A 17125-nucleotide genomic window follows, 5' to 3' on the forward strand; every position below is an offset into this window, starting at 1 on the left:
GTTAAAAAAATAAGCCGCTCTAACGCGGCTTATTTTTTGGTTATTTTTGAGACTCACAGTGCTATTAAATAATATGAATAAATTTTTGGCTTTTTCTGCAGGCGTGATGCTGCTCGGTCAGGTTGCTACTGCACAGCAGCGAATGGTGGCGGACAAAATTGCCGCTATTGTGGGGGATAAAATCATCCTGAGCTCTGATGTGGAAGGGGAGCTGGTAAATATGCAACGCCAGGTTCCTGACGGCCATATGCCTCCTGATGCAGCCTGTATGATCATGGAACAGATCATTGCTCAGAAAGTAATGGTGATTCAGGCAGAAAGAGACAGCTTGCCGGTAAGTGAAGCAGACGTGGATGGCCAGATCGACAACCGTATCCGCTACTTCGAACAGCTGTACGGAAGCCGTGAAAAAATGAAAGATGTAACCGGTTATTCTATCTACCAGCTGCGCGAGCGCTTCCGTCAGCCTATCAAAGAAGGGCTGCTGGCCAAGGCGATGCAGGACAAGATTACCAATGCGGTGAAAGTAACACCTTCCGAGGTGAAAAGATATTTTGACGGTATTCCTAAAGACAGCCTCAAATTCTATGAGTCTGAGCTGGAAATAGGGCAACTCGTGATTATTCCAAAGGCAACCAAGGAGATGGAACAATACACCATCGACCGCCTGAACGAATTCAAAAAAGATGTACAGGAAAAGAAAGCCGATTTCGGTCGCCTGGCTATCCTTTACTCACAAGACCCGGGTACCAAAGAGAACAATGGGATCTACATCCTGAACCGTACTGACAAACAGTGGGATCCTGAATTCCTCGCAGCCTCCTTCAGGCTCAAGGAAAATGAGATCTCTTCTCCTGTAAAAAGCCAGTTCGGTTACCACCTGATCCAGTGCCTGAAACGCCAGGGTGACAACATCACCGTACAGCACATCCTGCTCAAACCAAATATAGGTAAGTCTGATATCGCTGCTGCAAAGGTGAAACTGGATACCATCCGCCAGAACATCGTAGCTGGAAAAATGACCTTTGCAGAAGCTGTAAACAAATTCAGCGACGAGCCAATGGCGAAATTTACCGGTGGTATGCTCCAGAACAATGCAGGCGGCGGTACGCTGATCACCATCGACCAGCTGGACCAGCCTTCTGAAAGAGATATCGTACTGATGCTCGATACCCTGAAACCAGGTGGCCTGTCAGCCCCGGTACAATATACCGACGATGAAAACGGAAATACCAACCTGCGTATCGTTTATCTGAAAACACGTACCAACCCTCACCGCGAAAACCTGAACGACGACTACGCACGCATTCAACAGCGTACACTGGCCATCAAACAGGCAGAAGCAAGAGATAAATGGCTGAAAGAAACGATCCCTACATATTATATCCATGTCGATAATGAGTATAAAAAATGCGGACATATAGCCGCATGGATGGGGGCAGTAGCACAGAAGTAATTACAAAAAAGGCGGATCGGTTCGATCCGCCTTTTTTGTTTAGGATAATTCAACGTAACTTTGCGCCTTCAATTCTAATGGGATGAGCGAAGCCATAAAACATGAATGCGGATTAGCATTTATAAGACTTAGAAAGCCTTTTTCTTATTATCAGCAACAATATGGAACGGTTTTCTACGGCCTCAACAAATTGTACCTGCTGATGGAAAAGCAGCATAACCGTGGACAGGATGGTGCAGGTATAGCCACGGTGAAGTTGAACACCGAACCCGGGGTTCCCTTCATGCACAGACTTCGAAGCAGCGCTCCCCAAGCCATAGGAGACATCTTCGGCAAGGTAAGAGAGGAAATCGACGAGATCGAAAAATACCAACCCGAAATCACCAAATACCCCGGCCTCATGAAAGGCCACATGCGTTTCCTCGGAGAACTGATGATGGGCCACCTCCGCTACGCCACTCAGGGTAAAAACAACGTAGAACTCTGCCACCCCTTCGTAAGATACAATACCGTCCCTGCACGCAATCTCTCTATAGCAGGAAACTTCAACCTTGTAAATGCCGATGAACTGTTCAAGTTCGTAAATGTTGACCCGGGAGAAACTCACCGTAACAGTGATCTCGCGGCGATGCTGGAAGTTGTACATCACTTCCTCTGCAAAGAGGATGAAGTGCGTCAGAATGGACTGGATGTAAAGAAGATCCTGAAAGATGCCTTCTCTATGTTCGACGGTGGTTACCATGTGTGCGGCCTGCTGGGTAGTGGCGATTCTTTCGTGATCCGTGATGGTCATGGTATCCGCCCTTCCTATTACTATGTGAATGACGAGGTGATTGTTGCCGCTTCTGAACGTGCCGCCATCCGCACCGCATTCAACGTAGGTGAGAACGAAGTACTGGAACTGATGCCGGGAAATGCCCTGATCGTAAAAGAAAACGGCGAATACAGCATCGAACAGATCCTGGAGCCAAAAGAGCGCAAGGCATGTAGCTTCGAGAGAATCTACTTCTCCCGTGGTAACGATGAAAAGATTTATAAAGAGCGTTCCCGCCTGGGTTACAACCTGGCAGAAAGAGTGCTCTCCGATATTAATAACGACCTGAAGAATACCATCTTCTCCTTTATTCCAAACACCGCTGAAATTGCCTTCTATGGTATGATCAAAGGTCTGGAAGACTACCTGAACAAGATCAAGGTAGAAAGGATCGTGTCATGGGGCAAAGACTTCGATGAGGAAAAGCTGACCGAAATGGTGAACCGCCGGATCCGCATCGACAAGATTGCTATCAAGGATGTGAAGATGCGTACCTTCATCACTGCGGATACCAGCCGTAATGAAATGGTACAGCACGTATACGACATTACTTATGGAACAGTTCGCCCAGGTGTAGATACACTGGTGGTGATCGATGACTCTATTGTAAGAGGTACTACGCTGCGGGAAAGCATCATCAAGATGCTGGACAGACTGGGACCAAAACGTATTATTATCGTTTCTTCCGCGCCGCAGATCCGTTACCCTGACTGCTATGGTATTGACATGAGCAAGATGGGTGATTTCGTGGCTTTCCAGGCAGCTATCGCCCTGCTGAAAGACCATGGTAAGGAGCATATACTGCAGGAAGCGTATGGCTTGTGCAATGAATTGCAGCGTACAAACACCCTGCATGCGCAGAACGTGGTAAGGAATATTTATAAACCATTTACTACTGAGCAGATCTCTGCAAAGATTGCAGAAATCATTACTCCGAAAGGAATAGGCGCGAAGGTAGACGTGATTTATCAGTCAATAGAAAGCCTGCATCAGGCTTGTCCTAATAACTTAGGGGACTGGTACTTTACGGGGAATTATCCTACACCGGGAGGGAATAGGGTAGTGAATAAAGCGTTTATGAACTTCATGGAAGGTAAAAACGAAAGAGGATATTAAAAAACAAAGCCCGTTGCTACGCAACGGGCTTTGTTTTTTGGACCCTGCCAGCGGCAGGCATTATTAATTTTATTTTAAATCACACACTGGGCTATAGTATGCCTCATGAAGTGATTCAGTTATTTCAGTAAATTAGTAAGTAACTAAAAGTCAATTATCATTTAAAGGATGAAAACGTTACTGCTGATCCGCCATGCAAAATCGAGCTGGAATGATCCGGACGTAGACGATTTTGACAGGCCACTCAACAAACGGGGCAAACAAAACGCACCTGAAATGGCCAATCGCCTGCGTACACGGGGAATAGTTCCCGAACTACTGATTGCCAGCCCTGCTAAACGTACTAAAAATACTGCCCGTCTCATGGCCAAAGAATGGCACTATGACAAGGATGCTATCCTGCTGGAAGACGAACTTTATCTTTGCTACGCTTCTACCTTCCTGAAAATGATCACCAAAATTGACGATGATATCGACACCGTCGCCATCTTCGCTCACAATCCCGGTATCACGGACTTTGCAAACTACATCACACAGGAAATAAGGATAGACAACATCCCGACTACCGGTGTTTTTGCTGTAAAAGCCAATATCGATTCATGGAAAGAATTTGACAGTGCAAACAAAAACTTTCTCTTCTTTGATTACCCCAAAGCGGAAGTAGTCTAAATCCCGTCCTGTTTCTCCCTATTAATCTTTCTGAATCTTATTGTAGGAGACTGTGATCCCCTTGATCAGCGAAGAGCTGAATCCCTGGTGTTCCATCTCATTCAAACCGGCAATCGTACATCCTTTAGGGGTAGTCACCTTATCAATCTCCTCTTCCGGATGGCGTTTCTCACGGATCAGTAACTCTGCCGCACCTTTCACGGTTTGCGCCGCGATCAGGTTTGCCGTGCGTACGTCAAAGCCGATTTCAATACCACCCTGGATATTCGCCCTGATAAAACGCAGTGCATACGCAATGCCACAGGCACCCAGTACAGTGGCGGCATCCATCAGCTTTTCGTCGATCGCTACCGTTACACCCAGCTGGTCAAACATATCTTTTACATAATCCTGCAGCGCCGGAGCCACATTCTTGTAGCATACACAGGTCATTGACTCCTGAATGGCGATAGCGGTATTTGGCATCGCACGTACTACGGCAATACCATTTCCTCCTACCTTCTCCAGGTCATCCATAGACACACCGGTCATGACACTGATCAGTACTTGTCTGGACGGATCAAAGGCTCCCTGCACCTTGCTCAGTACTTCTTTCCAGTTGTACGGCTTGAGGGCGATGACAATGATCTCCGCATCACGGATGGCAGCTTCATTATCGGCAGTTGTATTAACACCTGCTGCCTGAAACTCCTTCAGGGCAGTTACATTCCTCCTGGTAATAGTCAGATCGGCAGGTTCAGAAAACCCGCTTTTCAGTAAACCCTGCGTAATGGCAGCACCAAGATTGCCACCACCTATGATCGCTATTTTTTTGCTCGACATGATGTTCACTATATGCTTTAAATCAAGGGGAAGGTATAACAAGATATGGAGATGTGCAAATGAATCAGCCACAATGGTTAGGCTCTTCGGGGGAAAATTTGTTACTTCGCATCCCAAAATCCTATGCAATGCCTAAAGTTTTTTTTAGAGTGATCATGTGTATGCTCCTTTGTCTGTTTACTCAGACAATTGTTGCCAGCCCTCCGAAGAAAATAAAAGGAAAGGTAGTGCGGATCATGGATGGGGATACATTCGAAATCCTGGTAAAAAAGGAAACCGTCCGCATCAGGCTTTCAGCCATAGATGCACCTGAAAAGGGACAGGACTACTACCAGAAAAGCAAGCAGGCATTGTCCGATTTGTGCTTCAACAAGACCGTAACGGTCGAACTGTTAAGAAAAGACAGGTACCAGCGCTGGATAGGTGATGTTTATAACAGTAAAGGTGAATATATCAATGGCTGGATGATAGCCGGCGGCCATGCATGGCATTACACAGAATATTCTAAAAGTGCACCGTTAGCAGCAGCGCAGGCTACTGCCAAAAGAAATAAACTGGGACTCTGGAAGCAGGCCAAACCCGTTGCTCCCTGGGAGTTCCGCGCAGCCAAAAACAAAAACAGGAAAAAGAAGGCTGCTTAATCTGTCTTCATTTATGTCAGTGAATACCAGCGATAAAGCCCTCACCGGCCATATGTTGTATATGCGCCTGCTGGAAGCCGGAGATGGGCACCAGCCGCTAGCCACCCTGCGGTTTTTGCGGGGAGTGCTTGAGCAGTTATTCCGGCATCTCACCAGGAATGAAGCCCGCAGCTTCAGCAATCTGTTTGCCCGTATGCAGTTCTACTTCGATAAGCACGGAGTAGCTGCCGAACAACGGCGACAACTGACCATTCTACGCATTCTTACTACCAAAGCTATGACTGGTGGTCTCCGTGCCGACCAGGATGATGCCCTGCTTTGCATCCATACCCTTGCCAACATCATAGAAGCATACTACGAAGTACCCCAACCGGAAGCACTGCTGGAACGCTGTGCCGCCGTAGCAGGACAAACACTGGCACAGGGACCGGTAGATAATAACCCGCTGGTGCCGCTGCTCAAATGCCTCGTCACCGGGGTAGGCCCTTTGCAAAAGACACCCGACGGGGTGGAATCTTTTGTATTGCAGGGCAAGGACGATGAGGCCGGAGAATTCCTGATCAACATAAATTCCGTTTACCAGCCACATACCAGCGCCTTACACAGGCAGCTGCGCGTATACGATACCCTGCACATTCTGCATGCTGACCTACATGCCGGTACCGGGCAGTACGAAGCAGTGAAAGCCACCCGCTTTATCCTGGAGCCAGACCTCCTGATCGACATCAGTGACCTTGCAGAATGCTTTGGTCGTAGCGGCCCTAATCCATATCTATACCTGGTCAGGAAACTGGTGCCACAGTCAACCGGCTTACCAGCCTTCAAGGGAAACATAGTTAACTCACTGCTGGACAATGTATTGCGCCATCCGGAGATGAAGCTCCGCGAATCTTTTGTGGAAGCGGTAGCCGAAAATGTACTGCAGGCTGCAGGCTATGGCAGACAGGAATTGAACAGCATGTATGCGGATATCCGGGAAACACACTGGCCCAATTTGCTGGAGGCATCCAGGGAACTGAAAGACCGCCCGGTGAGGATAGAGCCAACTTTCTTCTCTGCCCTCTACGGATTACAGGGTCGATTGGACATCCTGGCAGAAGATGATACTGATCCTACCCGCAAGGAAATCTTTGAACTTAAAAGTGGCAAGGCACCGGATTATGGTGCCTGGAAGAATCATGAAATGCAGGTAACGGGCTATAACCTGCTCCTGCAATCTACCTTTGGCGATGAACGCTGTGGAAGTTCGGCGATCCTGTATTCCTCCGCCTCCAATAGTCCTTTGCGCAACGTGACGAATAACCGGCCTGCGGAAAATGAATTGCTCGCCCTGCGCAATGAAATCGTGGCCCAGCTATTACGACTTTCTGCCGGGGAGTATGATATACTTGAGCAAATTACGCCTCTCGCCGCTGAAGGATTGCCTTCTTTCAGCGTGGTGCACTTCGCCAGATTCGAAGAAACCTATAGCAAGGCCAGTCCACTGCTGAGGACCTATTACCAGCAATTCCTGTCCTTCCTGCTCAGGGAGTTTTTGCTCGCCAAATGCGGCATGTATGCTTCCATGCACAGGGAAGAAGATGCGGAAGGATTTGCAGCGCTGTGGTTACAACCGGAATCGGAGAAGCTGTCCCGGTTTACGATCATACCAGGCCTCTGTTTTCAGCATTTTGATGAAGCACAGAGTAGCGTAGTATTTAGCATCCAGGAACCGGTGAATCACAATTTTCGCCCGGGTGATACGGCTATCATTTACCCCAGAGATACTACAGGACTGGCTCCTTTGCAACACCAGATCCTGAAAGGCAGGGTAGACGAACTACAGAAAGACCGGCTCACATTTTCACTGAACAACCGACAGATCACCCACGACTTCTTTGCCCACCGGCAGCAATGGGTGATTGAACACGATATTTATGAATCCAATTTCTGGATTTCGGCGACAGCATTGTTCCATGTACTGGAACCCCGCTTTGCGGACAGAATGGAATTGTTGCTGGGGATGCGGGAGCCTGTAAAGGTACCTTTTCCAATACCAGCGCCTACTATGTTCAACAGCAACCAGCAGGAGATCCTGCAGGCTGCCCTGGATGCCAAAGACTATTACCTGGTGCAGGGTCCTCCCGGCACTGGCAAGACATCGTCTTTGTTGACTGCCATGGTGACTTCACTGGCAGCAGCAGGCACCCAGATGATGATCGTAGCCTTTACCAACAAAGCAGTAGATGAGATTTGTAAAAAACTGGATGGTAAAGGTGTACAGTACCTGCGACTGGGTGGACGACGCTCAGCAGCTGAAAATCAGCTGAGGACCTATTGCCTGGAAGGGGATATTGCACAGGCAAGGGAGTACATTGCCAATCAGCAGATCTTCGTGGCTACAGTAGCTACGATGGCCACCAGATTGCCCAATCTGCAATTGTTGGGTGTAAAAACTGATACACTCATTGTAGACGAGGCCTCACAGTTGACAGAGCCTCAGCTCTTAGGCCTGGTGCTTCCATTTCAGAAATTCATCCTGATAGGAGATCAGAACCAGTTGCCGCCGGTGGTAGCGCAGGCAGATAATTTCTGTCTGACTGAATCAACACTTTTACATAGTACAGGGATCTCTGATCTCCGTTGTACGCTGTTCGAAAGGCTGATCCAGGCGTGTAAGCAAAATGGCTGGCACCATGGCTGGGGCATGCTCAACACCCACTTCAGGATGCACAATGATATTGCAGACCTGATCAATCATTATTACGCACACCAGTTATCGCCGGGTCAACCATTGCAGGCAGCTCCTTTTGTAAGGCAGGATATAGGTGATGGCAAATGGAGCAGGATCCTTTCAAAAGGCAGAACGATTTTCCTGCCTAGTCCTATGGAGCCAACTTCGAAAATGCATAAGACGGAGGCAGAACAGGTAGTATCATTGCTGACTTATTTAAAGGAGAGCAGGGGAGCGGCTTTCAACACGGAAACGGTAGGTGTGGTCACGCCCTGGCGTACCCAGATTAGCCTGATAAGGGAACTGATAGGCGCTGACGAAGAATTGCAGGCCATCAATATAGATACGGCAGAACGCTTTCAGGGTGCAGAGAATGATATCATTATTATTTCACTGGCGGTCTACCATCCTACGCAGTTGAATATGCTGCAAAGCCTGGGTACATTCAGGTGGGAGGAGCATACGATAGAGGTAGACCGGAAGCTGTTGGTTACCTTATCGCGGGCGCGGCAGCAGGTGATCCTGATGGGATATGAGCCGGCACTTCGGAGTAGCCTGCACTATGGGAAGATACTGGATAAGATCGGCGGACAATAAAAAATAAAGCCACCCGCCGTAAGGCAGATGGCTATATGTCAGACAACATCATATGATCATTCCTGACTAGTCAGGCTTTAATCCAGAGTAACATGGCTCCAGTTTTCACCGCTTTTAATACGGTACAACTGCATTTCGCTGATATCGAATTGTTCAGCGATCTGTTTCATAGTCTTGCGACCAGGTTTAGCCAGTAAGCGCTTGATGCTCTTTACTTTAGTAATGTTAAGTTTCAACCCTTTGACGCGGTTACGTTGTTTTTCTTTGTAAGCGAGTTTGGCGGGGCTGAATTGTTGGTGAGCTTCCATTTCTTCTTTGGTAGCCCATTGAAGGTTTGTGGCTTTGTTGTTCTTTTTGTCGTAATCGATGTGAATCACATACTTGTGAGAACGACCGGGCTTTTTGTTAAATAATTTCGCTACTTCTCTGTGGAGGTACAGTGACTGGTAACTATCAGCGGGTTTTACATTTAGCACGGTATAACCTTCTACGGTAGAGCCGGAGAGCAATTTACCGTCTGTTATATCTTCATAATAGCTAATCACTCTTCCCATGTTAGATACTGCATACTTTTTACGCAGGGCAGATTTGTTTTTGATCTGCAAGTCTTTCCAGACTTCATTTTTCAGATTTTTAATCGTGGCCATGTGAAAGAAAATTTAATAGTTGAACCTGGGGTTTATCCGTAAACGTTACAATCTGCTACTTCATTGTCTAAGTTTACTGGCAGGCTTGAATTATCAGGAAGGGGAGAGGCCCTTTCTATAATGTGACCTTTGTAATGTTCTGCTATTGTATCTAAGACTTCTTCTACTGCTGCCAGTGTACTGCAAGTTACTAATTGTTGCCTGAATTCTTTTATGTGCGGTAATCCTTTGAGATAATTCGTATAGTGCCGGCGCATTTCGAGGATCCCTACTACATCTCCTTTCCAGATCACCGATTGGCGCAGGTGTTTTTTACATACATCGACCCTTTCCTGAACGGATGGAGGGGGCAGATGCCTGCCGGTAGCCATAAAATGTTTGATCTCATTGAAGATCCACGGATATCCTATTGCAGCGCGACCTATCATAACGCCGTCTACGCCATACTTTGCACGAGCTGCGATGACTTGTTCGGGCGTAGTGATGTCGCCGTTGCCGAATATGGGAATATGGATACGGGGGTTATTCTTTACTTTTCCGATGAGGGTCCAGTCGGCATGGCCTTTATACATCTGGGTGCGGGTGCGCCCGTGAATAGTGAGGGCCTGGATGCCTACATCCTGCAGTCTTTCTGCTACTTCCTCAATATTTTTAGTATCGTCGTCCCAACCCAGGCGGGTCTTTACTGTAACCGGCAGTTTGGTAGCCTTAACCACGGCTGCGGTAAGCCGGATCATTTTGGGAATATCTTTCAGGATACCGGAACCGGCTCCTTTGCATACTACTTTTTTAACGGGGCAACCGTAGTTTATGTCCAACAGGTCGGGGTTGGTAGCTTCCACGATCTGAGCGGCCATGGCCATAGGCTCTTCGTCGCCTCCAAAGATCTGGATCCCTACCGGGCGTTCTTCGGGGAAGATGTCCAGTTTCTGCCGGCTTTTGATTGCGTCACGGATAAGACCCTCCGAAGAGATAAATTCTGAATACATCAGGTCTGCACCCTTATCTTTACACACCGCACGAAAGGGTGGATCACTTACATCCTCCATAGGAGCAAGTAATAGCGGAAAATCACCCAATTGTATGTTACCTATCTTTACCATCTTTTTCTGTTAAGGGCTGACCAAGGTGCCGGAATTTCCCGGTTTGCAATTGCCAACTCAATTTCACACTGTAAATTTACGCAAAATTAATCTAAGACAGGTTATATGAAGCAGTATCCACCGTCCTTTCAATTTGCAATATTCATTGGCTTTTTCATCGGTTTCTACCTGCTTTACTTTCTATTTTTAATTATTGTTTTTCCTCATATCAGCGGGTATACCATCTTCACGCTGCAAAATCTGGATTCGTCGGTTCCTAAAGTTCTCGGCTATAGGAAATTAACGCAAATACTTTATACTTTAGTCGTTTATCTTTCCCCGGCATTAATTTTTGCCAGGCTGGCTGCGCCAAAACCATTGGAATATCTTTCCATGAACCGTGCGCCGAAGTTTATCCCTGCTATATTAGCAATTTTGATAATCCTTGTAAGTCTGCCAATGGTGGACCTTTCAGCACAATGGAACCAATCCTGGCATGTTTCGGAGACGATGCGTATGCAGGAAGAGTTAGCAGAGAAGATGACCCGCGATCTACTCAAAATGAACTCATTTTCTACTCTATTAGGAAACATTTTGTTTTTCGCAGTGATGCCTGCAATTGCAGAAGAGGCATTTTTCAGAAGTGTTGTACAGCGACTCATGATCAAAATGATGCCCTTCAAAAATGGCGCATGGGTAGCCATACTGGTTACCGCCTTGTTATTCAGTGCTGTACACCTGCAATGGTTATCTTTTGTACCCAGGGTGATACTGGGTTTCCTGCTGGGGGTCATCTATTATCTCACCGGTAACCTGTGGTTGTCCATTCTGGCTCACACCATCAACAACGGGCTGCAGGTAGTATTAATGTACCTGTTCCAGATGCACCTGATGCATACTGATCCAATGGAGAGCGGGCAGTCTAACTGGCTGGCGGCGCTTGCAAGCCTGGTCGTGACAGGCCTCTGGGTTTGGGTGCTACAACGCCGGTCCAGGGCAGCCATTCAATAGCAACCTGTTGAGTATAAGACACATTTACGTGGTAATTTTACAGATACCATTTGCATGAACTGTTTATTTTACCCATTTTTGTACAAACTATTCTTCTTAATAGATGAAAACATTCTTTACCCGTACAGCTTCGGCGTTAGTATTTGTAGCGATTATGCTGACCGGGATCCTATACAGTCCGTTTACCTTTTTCCTATTATTCTTCCTGGTGAATTTCTTTGCCTTACAAGAGTATTTCAAACTCATCAGGAATATTGATCCAGACTATGGCAATACGTCCGGATGGCATAAAACGGGGGTACTGGTAGCCAGCTGCGCACTGATTCTTTCTTTCACAGGCGATCATTTTGCGGGTGGTAACCTTTCTCTGGGCTTCCTGGGCTGGTGGATTGCCATCATCTTCCTGATGGTGTTGCCTGTGGGTGAAATCCTGCTGAGCAACGAGTTTTCGCTGAAAAATATCGGGTATTCTGCAATGGGTCTGCTCTACATTACCATTTCCTTTGGTTTGCTCATTCACCTGTGCCTGAATTATAATACGATCCATTTCACAGCCGGACCAGCTGGCATCGGAACAGGGCCAGGCTGGCTCATTCCACTGCTCCTGATCATCTTTATCTGGATCAATGATACCATGGCCTATATAGTAGGCTCCCTGATAGGAAGAACTCCCTTTTTCCCCTCCATTTCACCTAAAAAGACGATTGAGGGTACAGTAGGAGGAATGATCCTGGCTATCGCCGCAGCCGGCATATATGGTTATTATTGGGGTAGCCAGTGGCTGTCTCTGCAACACTGGATGGTGCTGGCAGGGCTGGCGGCTGTAGTAGGAACTGCTGGCGACCTGATGGAATCTAAACTCAAGCGTATGGCGGGTGTAAAGGATTCCGGTAATATTATGCCAGGCCATGGAGGGTTTATGGATCGCTTTGATTCCCTCATCCTGGCAGCACCCTTTGCGTGGATTTACATCCATTTCTTTGCAATGAGTTAACTTTGTATTCGCTTTAACCAAACTATATCACCTAACAATTACAGCATGAAGATTCATCGAGAAGGATTGGCCAGTATTCTGATCGCCTTTGTTGTACTTGCACTGATCAGCGGTGCAGTCATTTATTTCCTCCCCGGTATGCCCCTCGTTGGCAATATCGTAGCTGCCTTTTCCCTGGTTTTATTCCTGTTCATCATTTCCTTTTTCCGCATTCCGGCAAGAGAAATGAAGGTGGGTGAGAACCTGGTTATGGCTCCCTGCGATGGTAAAGTAGTCGTAATCGAAGAGACTTATGAGCCTGAGTACTTCAAAGACAAACGTCTGCAGGTATCTATCTTTATGAGCCCTGCAAATGTGCACGTAAACAGAAACCCAATCAGCGGAGAAGTGAAGCTGTCTCAATACCACTCAGGTAAATACCTGGTAGCATGGCACCCTAAGTCATCTACAGAAAATGAGCGTCATACCGTAGTGATCGGCAATGGTAAGGCGGACATCCTGGTAAGACAGATTGCCGGTGCGCTTGCACGTCGTATTGTAAACTATCTGAAACCAGGTATGCAGGTAAACCAGAACGAAGAGCTGGGCTTTATCAAGTTCGGTTCCCGTGTGGACCTGTACCTGCCTATTGGTACCAAAGTAAATGTACAACTGGAGCAGGTAGTTCGTTCCGGCCAGACAATCATCGCTACTTTATAAGCAGAAAAGGGTTAACTTTAAAAGGTAACTAAATCATCCAGCTATGAAGAAGATGTTATTCAGTGCAATGACCTTGGTTTTCCTGACAGGTGCCGCTATGGCCCAGGACAAACAAAAGCCAAAAGCCTGCTGTAAAAAGGATGCTACCGGAAAAAGTGCCTGCTGCAAGCAACCGGCTAATACAGCCAGCCTGCGGATGAAGACGGCCAAACCAGCTCCAGCTACCGCACAGGCTACGCCAGCAGCAAAACCTGCCAACAAGAAATAATAAAAAAAGCCGGCTACAGTAGCCGGCTTTTTTTTATAAGATATCTCTCAGCTCATGTAAATCCCGGATCACATAAGTGGGTTTTAACGCCCCTGTCACCGGCACCAGGCTATTGAAGTACACCTGATCTATCCCTGCATTGTGCGCTCCCAAAATATCAATCTCCAGTGCATCGCCAATCATGATACTACTGTCCGCAGTAGCGCCTGCCATTTTGATAGCATAATCAAATATTTCGCGGTAAGGTTTAAGACTACCCGCTACCTCCGACGTAATAACATGGGTAAAGAAATGATCTATCCCTGAGCTTTTCATTTTAATCAGCTGGGTTTCTTCGAAACCATTTGTGATCATATGCATCGGGTAGTTCTTTGCTGCCAGGTATTCCAACACATCCTTAGCATTTGGAAATAAGGTGGTTTTATATGGCAATATTTCCAGGAACTGGGTACCCATAGCATGCGACAGCTTATCGTCTCCTATCTTGAAATCCAGCAGGGTCAGGCTGAATCGTTTGAAACGGAGATCATTGCGGTTAATGAATCCTTTACGAAAACGATCCCACAATTTCTCGTTATGCATCATATAGGTGCGGTGGAACACCTCAAAAGAGGGTACTCCTCTGCTGGCCAGTGTATGTGTGTGGTATAATTCTTCCAGGACCTGGTAAGCATTTGTTTCAAAATCCCATAATGTGTGGTCAAGGTCGAAAAATATATGCTTGTATTTCATGTGCTGCAAAGATACGGAATCCACATTTTTTACTATTTTCCAGCTTCTAAACAAGATTTATGAACGCAGTAGTCACAGGTGCCAGTAAAGGTATAGGGAAAGCCATCGCAGAAAAACTGGCCTTGGAAGGATTTAACGTAGCCATCTGTTCCAGGGATGTAACAAAACTGGAAGCTGCCGCAGCTGATATTAAGGCGAAGGCACCACAGGCAGAAGTATTGACATTCGCTGCCGATATGAGTAAAAAAGAAGACGTACTGGCTTTTGCCAACAAAATAAAAGAGACTTTCCAGACCGTGGACATCCTTGTGAACAACGCAGGACTGTACATACCCGGGGCCCTGCATGAGCAGGAAGACGGGCTGCTGGAGTATCTGATGGCCGTAAATGTATTCAGCGCACATACCATCACCCGGCAATTATTACCCTCAATGATCACACAACGTAAAGGACACATCTTTAACCTCTGCTCTACTGCCAGCTACCAGGCCTATCCCAATGGAGGGGCGTATAGCATCACCAAATTTGCCCTGCTGGGCTTCTCCAAAAACCTGCGCGAAGAGCTCAAAAGCCACAACGTGAAAGTAACCGCTCTCAGTCCCGGCCCCACCCTCACCGCATCCTGGGATGGATGGGATGGCCCTGCCGACAGAATGATGGAGCCTGCTGACGTAGCAAACCTGCTATGGGCAGCATACACCCTGTCTGCTCAGGCCGTTGTGGAAGAAGTCATCATGCGCCCGATTTTGGGAGATATTGGCTAAAACCTTTACAAACAAGCGTTTTACGCCCTCATATCAATATTTTTTTTAACTAACTTTTAACCGCGACCGCCTCGTTATGGGGTGCCGTTTGGTTAAATTTGTTATACATTATGAAGGTCATTACTGTTAGTATAAGGAGGTCGCTACTATCCCTGCTGTTTTTACTGGGCATAGTAACTAGTCTGCAAGCGCAGGAATTTAAATTCACCACCACTGTATCAAGCAATAAAGTGGCATTGGATGAACCATTCCAGATTCAGTTTATGCTGGAAAATGGCACGAATGTATCTCAGTTTATACCACCGAATTTCACTGACTTTGAACTGTTGCAGGGGCCTAATCAAATGCAGGGTACTTCCATCGTCAATGGCAGACGTTCTGATTATATTGCACTGATTTACCTGATAAGGCCTAAACGGGTGGGTAACTTTACCATTCCTGCAGCTGCTGCACGTGTAAACGGGGACCTGGTGAAATCAAATCCTGTTACCATCGAAGTGATGAGGGGCAACGGCAATGCCGCTGCTCAGCAACAACAGCAACAACGCCAGCAGGTGCCTGCCAATCCTTTTGCAGGCATGGGTCAGCGGAGTGCACCCAGCCACCAGGCAGAGGAAATGGAAGGTGTGCTCAAAAACGGTGAGGACATTAATGCCAAGCTAAAAAAGAACATTTTTGTGAAAGTGGATGTTGACAAAACAACGCTCTTCGAAGGAGAACAGCTGACTGCGACCTACAAGCTCTATACCCGCCTCCCGACTAATGCCAGTGTGACAAAAGTACCCGCCTTTAAAGGATTTTCCGCCAAAGATATAGAACTTCCTAACCCGCCACAGGCCAGCGAAGAAATGGTAAATGGCATTCCCTACAGGGTCTTCGTGATCCGCAAAACCATGCTGTTCCCCATGCAGTCCGGTACACTGGAACTGGACCCTGTAGAGGTGGACAACCATGTAAGGTTGGTGAAACTAGTGAAGAATGGCAAACGCAGAGATCCGATGGCGGACCTGTTCAATGATCCGGCTTTCAAAGATGCCTTCAATGATCCTTTCTTCGACGATATCTTTAACCGTCCGGAAGTAGAATACCAGGATGTACCTTATAAAATCCAGACTGCACCAGTAAAAGTCAATGTTAAGCCGCTACCCATCGACAGCCGCCCTGAAAGCTACAATGGTGCAGTAGGTAAATTCAACATGACTGCTACTGTAGACAAGAACAGCCTGTCTACAGACGATGCGCTGACCCTGAAAGTGACGATCTCCGGTCAGGGTAATGTGAACCTGCTGAATGCCCCTAAGGTTGACATTCCAGCCAGCTTTGACAAATACGATCCTAAAGTCTCTGACAATATTGAAAAGAACAGCAATCCACTATCTGGCAGCCGTACTTTTGAATATGTGCTGATGCCGGTAGAAGCCGGAGAACAGGTGATTCCTCCTGTAGAATTCTCCTACTTTGATGCCGCTTCCAAAACCTACAAAACAGTTACTTCCAGGCCATTCAATATCCATGTGACAGCGGGCAAGCAAACGAAGAGAGAGAAGGAAGACTTTAGCATCAACAAAAATGCCATTACAAACAACAGCAATAGTGTACTGGATTGGGTAAAACACAATACATATTTCATTACCTCCATCTGGTTCTACGTGCTCCTGATCCTGCCTTTGCTGGCACTGATCGCTGCATGGCTCTTCCGCCGCCGACTGGAATACCAGCAGAATAATGCGGCCTTCCTGAAACACCGCTATGCAAATAAGGTAGCGCTCAAACGCCTGGAACTGGCTGCCCGCTACCTGAAAGAAGGTAAGGACAAGGCTTTCTACGAAGAGACTTCCCGCGCTGTATGGGGCTATCTGAGTAATAAACTGCATGTGCCTTTTGCTGACCTGAGTAAACAACTGATCCAGGATAAACTGGCGCAGCAACAGGTAAGTGAGCAATACACCGCAGACCTGTTTGACCTGCTGGATAATTGTGAAATGGCCCTCTATACGCCGAACCACAACAATTCCAAAATGCAGGGTACGTATCAACAGGCCGTGCAGGTAATCAGTAAACTGGAAGATGAACTGACAAGGGCGAAGAGCGCCGTATAAA

General features: G+C 47.1%; 15 protein-coding genes. 11 read left to right on the forward strand and 4 right to left on the reverse strand.

All coding sequences use genetic code 11. The annotated features are described in order from the left end of the window. Nucleotides 1–73 precede the first annotated feature (73 nt). The 3 genes from DXN04_RS08870 (at nt 74) to DXN04_RS08880 (ending at nt 4055) form a co-directional block, all read left to right on the forward strand. Nucleotides 74–1456, forward strand: coding sequence for a peptidylprolyl isomerase (locus DXN04_RS08870; RefSeq protein WP_116852980.1), 1383 nt, complete (start codon nt 74–76; stop codon nt 1454–1456). An 82-nt stretch (nt 1457–1538) separates the two neighbouring features. Continuing rightward, nucleotides 1539–3386, forward strand: a complete 1848-nt coding sequence (locus DXN04_RS08875) for an amidophosphoribosyltransferase (protein ID WP_116852981.1) — start codon at nt 1539–1541, stop codon at nt 3384–3386. 168 nt (nt 3387–3554) lie between these two features. Beyond that, entirely contained in the window at nt 3555–4055 is a 501-nt protein-coding gene (locus tag DXN04_RS08880; RefSeq protein WP_116852982.1) for a SixA phosphatase family protein, read from the forward strand. Between the two features lie 21 nt (nt 4056–4076). Here DXN04_RS08880 and proC read toward each other — a convergent pair whose 3' ends face one another. Next, on the reverse strand, nt 4077–4877 hold the full coding sequence (gene proC / locus DXN04_RS08885; protein ID WP_116852983.1) for a pyrroline-5-carboxylate reductase: 801 nt from the start codon (nt 4875–4877) through the stop codon (nt 4077–4079). A 128-nt stretch (nt 4878–5005) separates the two neighbouring features. On the opposite strand from proC, the gene DXN04_RS08890 reads away from it, so the two are divergent. Both DXN04_RS08890 and DXN04_RS08895 read left to right on the forward strand, forming a co-directional pair. Then, the gene (locus tag DXN04_RS08890) at nt 5006–5518 is read left to right on the forward strand and encodes a thermonuclease family protein (RefSeq protein ID WP_158568918.1); all 513 of its coding nucleotides are present in this window, start codon (nt 5006–5008) and stop codon (nt 5516–5518) included. A gap of 13 nt (nt 5519–5531) precedes the next feature. Beyond that, nucleotides 5532–8828: a DEAD/DEAH box helicase gene (locus DXN04_RS08895; protein ID WP_116852985.1), complete on the forward strand. Its 3297-nt coding sequence runs from the start codon at nt 5532–5534 to the stop codon at nt 8826–8828. Between the two features lie 77 nt (nt 8829–8905). Here DXN04_RS08895 and DXN04_RS08900 read toward each other — a convergent pair whose 3' ends face one another. Both DXN04_RS08900 and dusB read right to left on the reverse strand, forming a co-directional pair. Then, complete coding sequence (locus DXN04_RS08900; RefSeq protein WP_116852986.1) at nt 8906–9475, reverse strand: helix-turn-helix domain-containing protein; 570 nt, start codon at nt 9473–9475, stop codon at nt 8906–8908. Between the two features lie 32 nt (nt 9476–9507). Beyond that, nucleotides 9508–10578, reverse strand: a complete 1071-nt coding sequence (gene dusB / locus DXN04_RS08905) for a tRNA dihydrouridine synthase DusB (RefSeq protein WP_116852987.1) — start codon at nt 10576–10578, stop codon at nt 9508–9510. Nucleotides 10579–10992: 414 nt separating this feature from the next. Here dusB and DXN04_RS08910 point away from each other — a divergent pair, with 414 nt between their 5' ends. The 4 genes from DXN04_RS08910 (at nt 10993) to DXN04_RS08925 (ending at nt 13529) form a co-directional block, all read left to right on the forward strand. After that, nucleotides 10993–11568: a CPBP family intramembrane glutamic endopeptidase gene (locus DXN04_RS08910; RefSeq protein WP_158568920.1), complete on the forward strand. Its 576-nt coding sequence runs from the start codon at nt 10993–10995 to the stop codon at nt 11566–11568. 103 nt (nt 11569–11671) lie between these two features. Beyond that, entirely contained in the window at nt 11672–12562 is an 891-nt protein-coding gene (locus DXN04_RS08915; RefSeq protein WP_116852989.1) for a phosphatidate cytidylyltransferase, read from the forward strand. 45 nt (nt 12563–12607) lie between these two features. Further along, nucleotides 12608–13261, forward strand: a complete 654-nt coding sequence (locus DXN04_RS08920) for a phosphatidylserine decarboxylase family protein (RefSeq protein WP_116852990.1) — start codon at nt 12608–12610, stop codon at nt 13259–13261. Between the two features lie 43 nt (nt 13262–13304). Then, nucleotides 13305–13529, forward strand: coding sequence for a hypothetical protein (locus DXN04_RS08925; protein WP_116852991.1), 225 nt, complete (start codon nt 13305–13307; stop codon nt 13527–13529). 33 nt (nt 13530–13562) lie between these two features. On the opposite strand, the gene DXN04_RS08930 is transcribed toward DXN04_RS08925, so the two are convergent. Continuing rightward, on the reverse strand, nt 13563–14261 hold the full coding sequence (locus DXN04_RS08930; RefSeq protein ID WP_116852992.1) for a YjjG family noncanonical pyrimidine nucleotidase: 699 nt from the start codon (nt 14259–14261) through the stop codon (nt 13563–13565). A 59-nt stretch (nt 14262–14320) separates the two neighbouring features. On the opposite strand from DXN04_RS08930, the gene DXN04_RS08935 reads away from it, so the two are divergent. Continuing rightward, on the forward strand, nt 14321–15025 hold the full coding sequence (locus DXN04_RS08935; protein ID WP_116852993.1) for an SDR family oxidoreductase: 705 nt from the start codon (nt 14321–14323) through the stop codon (nt 15023–15025). 110 nt (nt 15026–15135) lie between these two features. Then, nucleotides 15136–17124: a BatD family protein gene (locus tag DXN04_RS08940; protein ID WP_116852994.1), complete on the forward strand. Its 1989-nt coding sequence runs from the start codon at nt 15136–15138 to the stop codon at nt 17122–17124. Nucleotide 17125 lies beyond the last annotated feature (1 nt).

Source organism: Chitinophaga silvisoli (genome assembly GCF_003412465.1).
GTDB lineage: Bacteria > Bacteroidota > Bacteroidia > Chitinophagales > Chitinophagaceae > Chitinophaga > Chitinophaga silvisoli.